This window comes from Haloterrigena sp. H1 (assembly GCF_005938085.1).
GTDB lineage: Archaea > Halobacteriota > Halobacteria > Halobacteriales > Natrialbaceae > Natrinema.
Window position 1 is genome coordinate 1 of the sequence record NZ_SMZK01000003.1, and the last position, 11,782, is coordinate 11,782.

9 protein-coding genes and 4 pseudogenes are annotated in these 11,782 nt (G+C 64.8%); 7 read left to right on the plus strand and 6 right to left on the minus strand.

Going from position 1 to position 11,782, the window contains the following annotated elements:
• Both E2L06_RS18210 and E2L06_RS18215 read right to left on the minus strand, forming a co-directional pair.
• Nucleotides 1–282: Sjogren's syndrome/scleroderma autoantigen 1 family protein (locus E2L06_RS18210; RefSeq protein WP_283241372.1), on the minus strand; the 282-nt coding region annotated here is incomplete at its 3' end.
• Nucleotides 283–351: 69 nt separating this feature from the next.
• Nucleotides 352–810, minus strand: a pseudogene (locus tag E2L06_RS18215) (TIGR00725 family protein).
• A gap of 150 nt (nt 811–960) precedes the next feature.
• Here E2L06_RS18215 and mdh point away from each other — a divergent pair.
• Nucleotides 961–1,873 (plus strand): annotated as a pseudogene (mdh, locus tag E2L06_RS18220) (malate dehydrogenase).
• A 34-nt stretch (nt 1,874–1,907) separates the two neighbouring features.
• Here mdh and E2L06_RS18225 read toward each other — a convergent pair.
• Nucleotides 1,908–2,153 (minus strand): ferredoxin, encoded by a 246-nt coding sequence (locus E2L06_RS18225; protein ID WP_138777435.1) that lies wholly within the window; start codon nt 2,151–2,153, stop codon nt 1,908–1,910.
• A 98-nt stretch (nt 2,154–2,251) separates the two neighbouring features.
• Here E2L06_RS18225 and E2L06_RS18230 point away from each other — a divergent pair.
• Nucleotides 2,252–3,460: pseudogene (locus E2L06_RS18230) on the plus strand (inorganic phosphate transporter).
• 11 nt (nt 3,461–3,471) lie between these two features.
• Here E2L06_RS18230 and E2L06_RS18235 read toward each other — a convergent pair.
• The gene (locus E2L06_RS18235; protein WP_394348725.1) at nt 3,472–3,933 is read right to left on the minus strand and encodes a universal stress protein; all 462 of its coding nucleotides are present in this window, start codon (nt 3,931–3,933) and stop codon (nt 3,472–3,474) included.
• A 141-nt stretch (nt 3,934–4,074) separates the two neighbouring features.
• Between E2L06_RS18235 and E2L06_RS18240 the strand changes: the two genes are divergently transcribed.
• The 4 genes from E2L06_RS18240 to E2L06_RS18255 all read left to right on the plus strand — a co-directional run bounded on the left by E2L06_RS18240 (nt 4,075) and on the right by E2L06_RS18255 (nt 8,471).
• Nucleotides 4,075–4,503: a DUF6069 family protein gene (locus tag E2L06_RS18240; RefSeq protein WP_138777439.1), complete on the plus strand. Its 429-nt coding sequence runs from the start codon at nt 4,075–4,077 to the stop codon at nt 4,501–4,503.
• 92 nt (nt 4,504–4,595) lie between these two features.
• On the plus strand, nt 4,596–6,956 hold the full coding sequence (locus E2L06_RS18245) for an ATP-dependent DNA helicase (RefSeq protein ID WP_138777441.1): 2,361 nt from the start codon (nt 4,596–4,598) through the stop codon (nt 6,954–6,956).
• Nucleotides 6,953–7,459, plus strand: coding sequence for a KEOPS complex subunit Cgi121 (gene cgi121 / locus E2L06_RS18250; RefSeq protein WP_138777443.1), 507 nt, complete (start codon nt 6,953–6,955; stop codon nt 7,457–7,459). The genes E2L06_RS18245 and cgi121 overlap by 4 nt, the downstream gene beginning before the upstream one ends.
• Nucleotides 7,460–7,679: 220 nt before the next feature.
• The gene (locus tag E2L06_RS18255) at nt 7,680–8,471 is read left to right on the plus strand and encodes a hypothetical protein (RefSeq protein WP_138777445.1); all 792 of its coding nucleotides are present in this window, start codon (nt 7,680–7,682) and stop codon (nt 8,469–8,471) included.
• Between the two features lie 175 nt (nt 8,472–8,646).
• Here the strand turns inward: E2L06_RS18255 and E2L06_RS18260 are convergent, their stop codons facing one another.
• Together E2L06_RS18260 and E2L06_RS18265 are read right to left on the minus strand one after the other, a co-directional pair.
• On the minus strand, nt 8,647–9,408 hold the full coding sequence (locus tag E2L06_RS18260) for an iron-sulfur cluster assembly protein (protein ID WP_138777447.1): 762 nt from the start codon (nt 9,406–9,408) through the stop codon (nt 8,647–8,649).
• Nucleotides 9,408–10,472 (minus strand): amidohydrolase family protein, encoded by a 1,065-nt coding sequence (locus E2L06_RS18265; RefSeq protein WP_138777449.1) that lies wholly within the window; start codon nt 10,470–10,472, stop codon nt 9,408–9,410. Before E2L06_RS18265 ends, E2L06_RS18260 begins: the two co-directional genes overlap by 1 nt.
• Before the next feature lie 186 nt (nt 10,473–10,658).
• On the opposite strand from E2L06_RS18265, the pseudogene E2L06_RS18270 reads away from it, so the two are divergent.
• Nucleotides 10,659–11,701 (plus strand): annotated as a pseudogene (locus tag E2L06_RS18270) (NAD(P)-dependent alcohol dehydrogenase).
• The last annotated feature ends 81 nt before the right edge of the window (nt 11,702–11,782 follow it).

Below are 11,782 nucleotides of genomic sequence, written 5' to 3' on the forward strand. Positions count from 1 at the left end.
CTGGTCCGACTCAGATCGATCCGTGGACGACTGTTCGTCGGCCGGTTGGGCCTCGAGGTCGGTTCCCTCGACGGCGTCGGGATTGCCATGGCAGCTGGGACAGAACGTAGTGCCGTCCATCTGGAACAGCGGGTCGCCACAGGTCCCACAGTGAGTGTTGGTCATCGTCGCACCCTTGAGTAACAGATCGCTCATTCGCTGGGTGGCCTTGCGCTCTTCTTTGTCGCGTTCGTACTTCTCACGGAGTTTCTCGCGCTCTGCTTCCTTGTCGAAGTCGCTCATGTCCAGCTAGAGGTGTCGGAGCGTCGAAAAAGCTGCGACAGCGAGATTCCAGGGCCGTGACAGGGTCGATTACGCCTCAAGTGCGGCTTCGACGGCGTCGACAGCCGCTTCGGGAGTGTCGACAGGCTCGAGGTCGACGCCGGCGTCGGCGACGTCGTGGGCCGCAAGTCCGACGACGAGTCGGTCGTAGATGCCAGCGAAGCCGAGTTCGGAGAGGGTTCCGACGCCGCCAGCGAGCGCGATCACGGCGTCACCGTTCAACGGACGAGCGCGTTTCTGGCGTGACCCAGTCCCGTGGCGATCGGGATATCGACGTAGTCGTTGGCCTGTGCCCGGCGCTCGCTCGGCAGGATGCCGATCGTCGTTCCGCCCTCGGCTTTTGCGCCACGACAGACCGCCTCCATGGTGCCGCCGCGACCGCCACAGACGACTGTGTGGCCGCGCGCGGCGAGTTCGCGGCCCACCGCCTCGGCGCGAGCCGATTGTTCGTCGGTGATCGGTTCCGCCGCCGATGACGCTGACGCGCATAGTCGAACGGGCGCAGGCATCGGCCATGATCGGTTCGGTCTTGAGGAAAGGAAAAGGAACGACAGTCGTCGAACTCTCATATCATCAAACTTGTGTGAGGCTGGAAATTCCGACGGATTTAACGTGTGGGATGGGGAAGCATTACGTGGTATGACGAAAGTTAGTGTGGTCGGCGCGGCTGGCACCGTCGGGGCCGCTGCGGGCTACAACATCGCGCTTCGGGACGTTGCGGACGAGCTCGTGTTCGTCGACATTCCGGACAAGGAAGACGATACGGTCGGACAGGCCGCCGACGCCAACCATGGCGTGGCCTACGACTCGAACACGACGATCCGACAGGGTGGCTACGAGGACACCGCTGGATCGGATGTCGTCGTCATCACGGCCGGCATCCCGCGCCAGCCCGGTCAAACCCGGATCGATCTGGCCGGCGACAACGCACCAATCATGGAGGACATCGGCTCCTCGCTGGCCGAGCACAACGACGACTTCATCACCGTCACCACGTCGAACCCCGTCGACCTCCTCAACCGGCACCTCTACGAGACGGGCGACCGCGCCCGCGAGAAAGTAATCGGCTTCGGCGGTCGCCTCGACTCCGCGCGCTTCCGATACGTGATTTCCGAGCGCTTCGACGCCCCCGTCCAGAACGTCGATGCGACCATCCTGGGCGAACACGGCGATGCGCAGGTCCCCGTCTTCTCCAAAGTGCGAGTCAACGGCCAGGACCCCGAGTTCGACGAGGACGAAAAGGAAGAACTCCTCTCCGAACTCCAGACCTCGGCGATGAACGTCATCGAGAAGAAAGGCGCGACGGAGTGGGGCCCGGCGACCGGCGTCGGCCACATGGTCGAGGCCATCCTCCGCGATACGGGCGCAGTGGTGCCCGGCAGCGTCAAACTCGAGGGCGAGTTCGGCCACGAGGACACCGCTTCGGCGTCCCGGTCAAACTCGGCTCCGACGGCGTCGAAGAGATCGTCGAGTGGGAACTCACCGAGTTCGAGCGAACCAGCTCGGCGAGGCCGCCGAGAAGCTCTCCGAACAGTACGACAAGATCGCGTAATCGACGGTCGGCACGGAACAGTTTTTGCTTATCGTCAGGGGATCAGCTGCTCGCCGTCGTCGTCGTAGACTGTGATCGCGTCGACGGGACAGGTCCGGGCGGCGAACTTCGCATCGAGTTCTGCGTCTTCGGGTACCTCGCGGACGAAAACGCCGTCCTCGACCTCCTCGCTGTCCTCGAGGACGGCCTTGCCCTTCGATTTGTCCTCCTCGAAGGCGTCCCATTCGGCGACACACTGGAACATCCCAATACAGGTGTTCTCGTCGTATTCGATCTTCATGGGCGGTGATTGGCACGGTTGCGGTAAATCGGTAGCGGTCGTCGGTTCGCTCGAGGCAACGCTTTTGCGGCCGGTCACCGAACGAGAGACAAGCCGAAATGGTCGCATTCTCCTTCACTGCCCTCGTCGGAATCGCCGTTCTCACTTGTCTGTTCATGGCGTGGGTGCTCGGTGCGAACAGCAACTCGCCACCCTTTGCCCCCGCGATCGGTGCGAACGCGATTTCGACGATGCAAGCGGCGTTCGTCATCGGACTGCTCGCGGCCGCGGGAGCGCTCATGCAAGGTGGAAGCATCTCCGAGACGATCGGTGCGGACCTCATCAACGGCGTGACGATCACGCCGCTTGCGGCCACCGCAGGACTGCTGACCGCGGCTGGCTTCATGTCGATCGGCATCTACACGCGGTATCCGATCCCCGCGGCGTTCGCCGACGACGGGCGCGATGGTCGGAGTCGGCCTCTCGCTTGGCGGCGACCCGGCGATGGCGACCTACCGCCGGCTCGGCATCTTCTGGCTACTGGTCCCGATCATGTCGGGCGGGCTCGCCTACGCGACGGCGACGATCCTGCGACGTGACGACGTCCCCGAGACGGTCGGCGTCCCGCTGTTGGCCGGTATCGTCGGCGCGATCGTCGCCAACGTCCGCCTCGGTGTGATTCCCGATCCGACCGCCGAGCAGGGCACGCTCGCGGGCTTCGTCGCCCGGCTGTTCGGCGGCGGCCCGACGCTCGCCGCCGGCATCGATCTCGGGACCGTCCTCGTGACGATCGCCGTTGGACTGCTCGCGTTCGCCTGGGTGCGACGGCAGGTCCGCGAGTCAGTCGAAAGCGGGATCCGCTCGTTCCTACTGGTTCTCGGTGGCATCGTCGCGTTCTCCTCTGGCGGCTCACAGGTCGGACTCGCGACCGGCCCGCTCGAGAACCTCTTTCGAACCGAACTCGGCCTGCCGGGGTTCCTGTTGCTCGCGATCGGGGCGGTCGGCATCCTCGCGGGGGCCTGGATGGGTGCACCACGGCTGTTACAGGCCACATCCAGAGAGTACGCCCAGCTCGGCGTACGGCGATCGATCGCGGCGCTGGTCCCGGGATTCATCATTGCCCAGCTGGCGATCGCACTCGGCATCCCGATCTCGCTGAACAACATCATCCTCTCGGGGTCATCGGCGGCGGACTGGCCGGCGGCTCGGCCGGCGTCTCGCGGCGCAAGATCGGCGTCACGATCACCTTCTGGCTACTGACGCTCGGGAGTTCGGTCGTCGTCAGCTACGGTCTGTACCGGCTGTTCGTGACGATAATAGGCGGCTGATTCTCTCGAGGTCACTCGAGGACTGTCACCGGCTGCGTCGTCCGTTCGACGACCGTGGTGGCGATATCGCGACCGAGAAATCGCCTAATGAACCCGTTCGATCGGGTTCTATCGCCGGCCATCACGACGTGGTCGATCCCCGCTTCCGACGCGTACCGGGGAACGACAGTGCCGGGTCGCCCCTCGCCGAGTTCGATCCGAACGCGGTCTCTTGCGTCTGGATCTGCGATCGACGCGAGCAATTCCTCGGCGCTGGCTCGCGTCTGTGCCATCCGCTGCTCGTCGCGCTCCAAGACCCCGCCTTCGCTAAGCGGCGCGTCGAGCGGCGTCACGACCGCCAGCAGCGTGATCTCGGCGTCTGGGAACGTCTCGAGGGCATACGGGAGCGCCTCGTCCTCTCGTGGTCGGCCGAGTGTGGGGACGAGGACGCAGTCGGGATCGGCCATGGGGTGGGCTTCGGGTGCCGGTCCCATCGGTCTATCGCCGTCGACCCCGCTCTCGCCCCAGGGCGGGTCGCGGATGCATCGATACCCAACTAGATAATCAGTCACCGATCCGGATATAAAAGGAATTTCTGACAAACGCTTTTCATCAGTGGCGGCGGAGGGACAATCATGGGCACCGAAACAGGCATGTCGTCGTCGGCACGATCACTCACGATCAGCGACCTGACACGAGCGGGGGTAGTCGCGCTTGCAGTATCGTTGGGCATCAACTTGCTCATCGTGTTCGTGGCCAACGCCGGCGGTATCGCACCACAACTGGAAGCACTGAATTACGGACCAGTAACGTTCTTTACAACTCTTGGCGTCATCGGTGCGACCGTCACGTACGGGCTGCTCGCGCGATTCAGTGCCAGCCCTGATCGACTGTTTCTCATCGTCGCAGCGATCGTCCTCGTGCTCTCGCTCGTGCCGGATTTCACGGTCATCCCCAATCAACCCGGTGGGAGCCTCTTCGCTGGCGCGATCCTCGGGCTGATGCACGTCACGACAGCGGTCGTCTGTGTGGGCGTCCTGACCGACCGCAGTGCTGGCCAGTGAACTGACGCACCGCGCTCGAGAACACATAGTGGCTCCGACCGACGGAGTCCGAAAGACGATACTTTAAACCGCAAACGGGCCAAGGACGGACAATGAATTTCGAGGAGCTGTCGGGGCTCCCACCCGGTGCCATCGACCACTTCCACAGCGAGGGCATCGAGGAGCTCTACCCGCCACAAGCCGAGGCGGTCGACGCCGGCGCGACCGATGGCGAAAACCTCGTCGCCGCCGTCCCGACCGCCAGCGGGAAGACGATGATCGCCGCCCTCGCGATGCTGTCGGCGATCGAACGCGGCGGGAAAGCACTGTACATCGTCCCGCTGCGAGCGCTCGCCAGCGAGAAAAAGGCCGAGTTCGAGGCCTACGAGCGCTTTGGCGTGACCGTCGGCGTGACCACGGGCAACTACGAGTCGACCAGCGACTGGCTCGCAACGAAAGACATCGTCGTCGCAACCAGCGAGAAAGTCGACTCGCTCGTCCGGAACGGCGCAGAGTGGCTCTCCGAGCTCACCTGCGTCGTTTCCGACGAGGTCCACCTCATCGATGATCGGAATCGGGGGCCGACGCTCGAGGTGACGCTGGCGAAACTCCGCCAGCTCAACCCCGGACTGCAGACCGTCGCACTCTCGGCGACGGTCGGCAACGCCGACGAGATCGCCGACTGGCTCGACGCCGCACTCGTCGACACCGACTGGCGGCCGATCGACCTCCAGATGGGCGTCCACTACGGGAACGCGTTGAACTTCGACGATGGGTCGACACGGGAGGTGCCCGTCGAGGGATCGGAAAAGCAGGAGGCCGCGCTCGTTCGCGACATTTTACAGGAGGATGGGTCCTCGCTCGTGTTCGTCAACTCCCGACGAAACGCAGAAGCCGCCGCGAAACGGTTGGGAGGTGTCTCGAGAACGGAACTGACTGCCGAGGAAGAAGCCGCGCTCGCAGAACTGGCCGCCGACATCCGCGACGACAGCGACACCGAGACGAGCAGGGACTTAGCCGACTGCGTCGAACGGGGCGCGGCGTTTCACCACGCCGGTCTCTCGAGCACCCAGCGGAGCCTCGTCGAGGATGCCTTCCGCGACCGCCTGTTGAAGGTAATCTCGGCGACGCCGACGCTGGCCGCGGGCGTCAACACGCCCGCACGCCGCGTGATCGTCCGCGACTGGCGGCGCTTCGATTCCAGCGCCGGCGGGATGGCACCCCTGGATGTCCTCGAGGTCCACCAGATGATGGGCCGGGCTGGTCGCCCGGGGCTCGACCCCTACGGCGAGGCCGTCCTGCTGGCCAAAAGCCACGACGAGAGTCAGGAGCTGTTCGACCGCTATATCTGGGCCGATCCCGAACCGGTCCGCTCGAAACTGGCGGCCGAACCCGCCCTGCGAACGCACGTGCTCGCAACGATCGCATCCGGCTTCGCCCGCACGCGAGCGGGCCTCCTCGAGTTCCTCGAAGCCACCCTCTACGCCAGCCAGTCGACCGAAGCCGGCCGTCTCGAGACGGTGACCGACACGGTCTTGCAGTACCTCGAGTCGAACGACTTCATCGAGCGCGACAGTAGCGACGATTCCAGCACTGCGGATGGCAGTGCGTTCACATCGGCTGCTGATCTCGCCGACGATGACGGCCGCGAGGAGACGCTCGAGGCGACCAGCCTCGGTCACACCGTCTCGCGGCTCTACCTCGATCCGATGAGCGCCGCCGAGATCGTCCACGGGTTAGAGCGTGCGGACGAACGGCCGACCGCACTCGGCCTCTACCAGCTCGTCTCGCGCACGCCCGATATGTACGAACTCTATCTGCGGTCGGGCGAGGACGAGAAGTTCGGCGAACTCTTCTACGAGCGCGAGGCCGAACTGCTGGGCGACACGCCAAGCGAGTTCGAGGAGGAGCGCTTCGAAGACTGGCTGGCCGCGCTCAAGACGGGTAAGCTGCTCGAGGACTGGGCCGACGAAACCGACGAAGAACGGCTGACAGACCGATACAAGATCGGGCCGGGCGACCTGCGTGGCAAAGTCGACACTGCCGAGTGGCTGCTCGGCGCGGCCGAGTCGCTGGCCGCCGAAATCGACAGCGAGTGGACCGTCGCCGTACGGGAAGCCCGCGCCCGCGTCGAACACGGCGTCGGCGAAGACCTCCTCGAGCTCGTCTCGGTCGGCGGCGTCGGCCGCAAGCGCGCTCGCCGGCTCTACGAAGCGGGGATCGAGGAGCCTGCCGACCTGCGAACGGCCGACAAAGGCGTCGTTCTTGGCGCACTCAAAGGCGAGAAGACAGCCGAGAACATCCTCGAGAGCGCCGGTCGCGAGGATCCCTCGATGGACGGCGTCGAGCCGGACTCAGCAAGGTCGGGCGACGGCGGCGTGATAGCCACCTCGAGCGACGGCGACGGGACCGACGACGCGACAGCAACAAACGGAGCAGACGACAGCCAGTCGAGACTGGGTGATTTCGAATGAAGCTGCTCGAATGCCGACTCGAGGTCGACGATATCGATTCGTTCGTCGCCGAACTCGGCGATCTCGGCGACCGCCATGACGTGACGATGCAGGCGTTCGACGCCCGCTACGTCGCCGGCCGCCGGCATCTCGAGCAAGCCGTCGAATTCGCGGATCGCGCGATCGACCGCGGTGAGAACGTCGCTCGTGACCGCGCCGTCGAAATTTTGCTGTACGCCGCCGGCCGTCGACAGATCGATCGTGCGCTCGCGATGGGTGTCGACGACGGCGAGACTCGGGCGGTGGTGCTCGTCGACGGCGATTCAGACGAGGACGAGGCGGCAGCGCTCGAGGCAGTCGAAACGCTGGACGCGTTCGTCGACCGCGAGCCGACGCTCGAGACACAAGACGTCGAAACGCTGTGTGACTTTTTCGACGTTCCTGACGCCGAACGCGAGGCCACCGACGCGCCGCTGTCGGCGCTGGTTCGCGAGCGGGTGGCGCTACTCGAGGTCGAGAAGTAACGCGCAATTCGCGAGCGTCGTCTCCCGCGACGACGGGGCGGGTGCGCTCGAGGCTCTCGAGTCGACCGACGACGTACGCGTCCCGTCGGCGACGAAGACGGAACGGAAGTGTTTAAAATGCGTCACTCTCCTCTGTCGGAAAAGGATCTATGAACCCGAATATCGGTCGGTTGCGATCGCTGGTCGCGCAGTTCGACGACACCGGCGGCTCCGTTGATCGATGGCGCTTCTCGATCTAGCACTCCGGGTCGGCGTCGTCATCGTCGCAGTCGGCGTCGCCGGCGTGTCGCTGCAGTGGACTGCTCGACACGCTCGAACAGCCCTTCGAGCGGCCCGGACAGACATGACAGCCCTCGAGACGCGTCCGGCGGGCGTCGTCGCAGCGACCGGCGTCGCTCGTCCCTCCGCCGATCAGGGGATGCTGGAAGCACCGGTCACCGGAACCCCATGTCTCGCCTACGCTTATCGCGTCTCCCGGGACACGTTCAGGGACGGCCTCAGCGACCTCGCACCGAAGCGGAAGGGTGCCGAGGCCGTTCCGTTCCGCCTCGACGGTGCGACCGGCACTGCGCTCGTCCAGCCGGTCGAACGGGACGGATCGGGCGAGCCGACCGACACGTGGGAGCGGATGCAGGTTCCGGGGATCGAGTGCCCGGCGACGTTCGACGAGGACGTCTACCAGATACTCGGTCAGGAGGTCCCCGAGCGTGTCACGGAGATGGTGCCGGAAGCGATCGAGCAGAAACAGGAAGTCTACATCCGGGAGGAGCGACTCGAGCCCGGTACCGAGGTATACGTCCTCGGATCGGCTGCCCCCGCTCCCGAGAGGGGCGACGAGCCCGTTATCCGGAATCGGGCGGGCGATCCGTTCACCGTCACGGCAGGCGGTCGGAACGCCACGCTCCGGCGGTACGTCCTCGCCGCGGCGGGCAACGCCGCGTTCGGGCTGGCAGCCGCGTTCGTCGCCGTGGTCCTGGCGACGCCAGCGGGGACGGTCCTGCCGCCGCTCTGACGGCGACGTACTATCGACGCCGGCACCACGCTCTTGAAGGGGCCGTGAAAGCGCCGGATCGCACGGCTCAAGGGCGAAAGGGAGGGCCATGGCGACGACAAAGATCGGAACACGACGAAGGTGGTCGATCCCGATACCCTCCGGCTCCACCGCCGTCCCGTCAGTCGTCCGCGCTTCACTCGAGCCGGCCCTCTCGTGCCTCCCGAAGGCCGTCACAGATGCCGCCCTGACTCGACATGTTGACCTGTGCGAGGCGGCCACGTCGGTGGACGAGATCGAACGAGTCGGGATCGATCGGCTCGCCCTCCGGCGTTCGAAACAGGCGGTCGGCCGGGGCCGAGACGAGGCCGATTTCGCGGGCCTTCTCCAGGTAGCGCTCGAGCGGCGCTTCCGGAACGGTGACGGCAAAGGAGCTGTCGCGGACGTAGATCGAGACGGAATCAGCTTCGTCGACGTACTCGAGATCTCGCAGTCGAACGTCGACGATCGCCTCGGCGTCGAGTCCGGCCTCGAGTAGCGCTTCGACCGCGTCGTACTGGCGAGCGACGCGGGCCTTGTCGTCGAGTTCGGCGCGAACCGCAGCGACGTCGCCGTCGGCGTCCGGGAACGCCTCGGCGAACGAGAGGTCCTCGTTGACGCCGCGGTTGATTTCCGTCTCGTGCATGTGCTCGTGGAGCGTGATCCGGACCTCCTCGACCGCCGGCAGCGATTCGATCTCGTCGCGGGCGTCGACGGCCATCATCCACGCGAAGGCCGGCGAACACCACGCGGTCGGGAGCGTGAGGTCGACACTGACGTAGCCACCGTCGATCTCGATCGCGTCGACGTACTCGAGTGCGACGATCGAACGGTCGAGTTCCGGATCGGTGACCCGATCGAGTCGGTCGCGGACGGCCGCTCGCGCGGGCGCAGGGCCGTCGGATGTCTGCGTGCTCATCAGTCGTCTGCGGCTGCGGGTTCTTCGCTCGCGTAGTGGTCCTCGAGCCCGAACTGCTGGCTGATCTCGTCGTCCTGGAGCGTCTGCCGTTTCGCCTCGATGTCGATGTCGTAGAGGTCGGCGATGTTCTCGCCCATGACCTTCTTTTTCGTCTCGAGGTCCCACTCGACGCCGTACTCCGCGCGGTGTTCCTCGGTGAGTTCGGCCTCGAGGACCTCCTCGACGAGCCAGTCGGGGTTCCACAGCGCGTAGTCCGAACCGAAGAGGACGCGATCCTCACCGAGCCACCACAGCAGTTCGGACATGATCTCGGAGAACTTGCCCGGCCGGTTCTGGGCGAACGGTGCGGCGACGGCCAGTCCGCCGTAGACGTTCGTCTCCTGGGCGGCGATCCAGCAGAAGTCGTCCAGCCGTGGCAGGCCGACGTGCTCGACGATGAAGTTGAGTTCCGGGAACGACGAGGCCGCATCGTCGACGTCTTTTACGTCGAACGCGTCGCGGTTGAGGGGGCGGATCGTCGGTCCTTTGTGAGCGTGGATGTTCTCGATCCCGAGTTCCTGACACTTCTCCAAGAACTCGAAGGCGTCCTCGTCGTCGAGTCGCCACCCTTTCGAGTCACCGCGCCACTCGGCGGTATAGAGCTTGACGCCGGGGATATCGTATTTCTCATGGAGTTCCTCGAGGTACTCGAGACCCTCCTCGCCGTCACGGGGATCGAAGGTACCGTTCAGGATGAACCGCTCGGGGTGTTCGGTCGCGAGTTCGGCGTTTTGCTCGGTGGTGTTGAACCCGTCGTCGTAAAAGTCGGTGAGGTACGTCGGCTGGAAAATCGCCATGTCGGCGGCGGCGTTGCCGAACAGGTCCTCGACCATCCGGTCAGCGCCGTACTTGCGGTACTCGTCTATGTCCCACTCGCGCTCCTCGGGTGTGAACGTCGTGTGATAGTCGTAGAAACACTGGATGAACTCTTCCCCTCCCTGGTGTTTGATATTCTCCTCCGTCGCGTCCCACAGGTGTACGTGGCCATCGATGACGAAGATTTCCTCTCCGTTGTGCTGATACATCGCACCATGCACATCGATACCACTACACATTACTCTTTTTCAGGAGGAGATGAATGCTACACTCGGATCGGTTTTCGCGGCCAAAATTAACGGCTGTGGATAGTAGTATCAAATCAAAAATACTCACGCGACACGAGATGCGAGGGGAACGTTATCACGGATGACGATGAACTGTGTGTCAGTCCCATGCAAGCAGCCAGACTCCACGAATACACCGACGACATGAGCAACGCGCTCTCGATCGACGATATCGACCGGCCGGACATCGAGCGATCCGACGGCGTGTTAGTCGAGGTCGAGGGCGCGGGTTGGTGTCAGACAGACAATCACATCATCGAGGGATGTGGGAAGAGTACGCCCCACAGGATCTGCCGATGACGCTGGGCCACGAAAACGCGGGGATCGTCGCCGAAACTGGCGACGAGGTGACGCTGGTCGAAGAAGGCGATCCAGTGATCTGCCATCCCGTCCAGACCTGTGGTATCTGCCGACCCTGCCGGCTCGGCGAGGACATGTACTGCAAAAACAGCGCGTTCAACGGCCTCACGACCAACGGCGGCTTCGCCGAGTACCTCCAGACGAACGAGCGCGCCGTGATTCCGCTGCCCGACGGCGTCGATCCGACCGACATCGCCCCCCACGCAGACGCGGGGATCACGGCCTACCACGCCGTCAAGAAGGCGGTCGACGAACTGAATCCCGGCGACACCAGCGTCGTGATCGGCGTCGGCGGTCTCGGCCACATCGGGCTGCAGTGTCTCGAGGCGATGAGCGCCGCGGACATCGTCGCCGTCGACATCAAAGACGAGGCACTCGAGCTGGCCGAGGACCTGGGTGCGCGCCACACCGTCAACACCGCCGACGAGGACCTTCCGGACGTCATCGCCGATCTGACCGATGACGATGGAGCCCAACAGGTCATCGACTTCGTCGGCGGCGACGAGACGACCAGCTTGGCACCTGAAATCGTCGCTGCCGGCGGCGACCACCACGTCGTCGGCTACGGCGGCCACATCCACGAACCCAGTCAGGCCCTGGTCAACGGCGAGTTCGCCTACCGGGGGACGCTGGTCGGCAAGTACGCCGAACTACAGGAACTCGTCGCCCTTGTCGACCGCGGCGAGGTCGAACTACGTACCGAACGCCACGATCTCGGCGAGATCAACACGGTCGCCGAACGCCTCGAGCACAACGAAATCGAAGGCCGGGCGGTCATCCTCCCGCCCTGAGCCAGCCGGTGGGTGCGACGCTGACGGCTCGTCTCGAACCGGCAGCCGCGAAGCCGACCGGCACTACACTCTTGCCGGAGC

What these genes read in the sequence shown, in the direction of transcription:
- E2L06_RS18235 (WP_394348725.1), bottom strand. Translation starts at nt 3,933, where the DNA reads ATGGGACCGGCACCCGAAGCCCACCCCATGGCCGATCCCGACTGCGTC.
- E2L06_RS18260 (WP_138777447.1), bottom strand. Translation starts at nt 9,408, where the DNA reads ATGAGCACGCAGACATCCGACGGCCCTGCGCCCGCGCGAGCGGCCGTC.
- E2L06_RS18265 (WP_138777449.1), bottom strand. Translation starts at nt 10,472, where the DNA reads ATGTATCAGCACAACGGAGAGGAAATCTTCGTCATCGATGGCCACGTA.
- E2L06_RS18225 (WP_138777435.1), bottom strand. Translation starts at nt 2,153, where the DNA reads ATGAAGATCGAATACGACGAGAACACCTGTATTGGGATGTTCCAGTGT.
- cgi121 (WP_138777443.1), top strand. Translation starts at nt 6,953, where the DNA reads ATGAAGCTGCTCGAATGCCGACTCGAGGTCGACGATATCGATTCGTTC.
- E2L06_RS18240 (WP_138777439.1), top strand. Translation starts at nt 4,075, where the DNA reads ATGGGCACCGAAACAGGCATGTCGTCGTCGGCACGATCACTCACGATC.
- E2L06_RS18255 (WP_138777445.1), top strand. Translation starts at nt 7,680, where the DNA reads ATGGCGCTTCTCGATCTAGCACTCCGGGTCGGCGTCGTCATCGTCGCA.
- E2L06_RS18245 (WP_138777441.1), top strand. Translation starts at nt 4,596, where the DNA reads ATGAATTTCGAGGAGCTGTCGGGGCTCCCACCCGGTGCCATCGACCAC.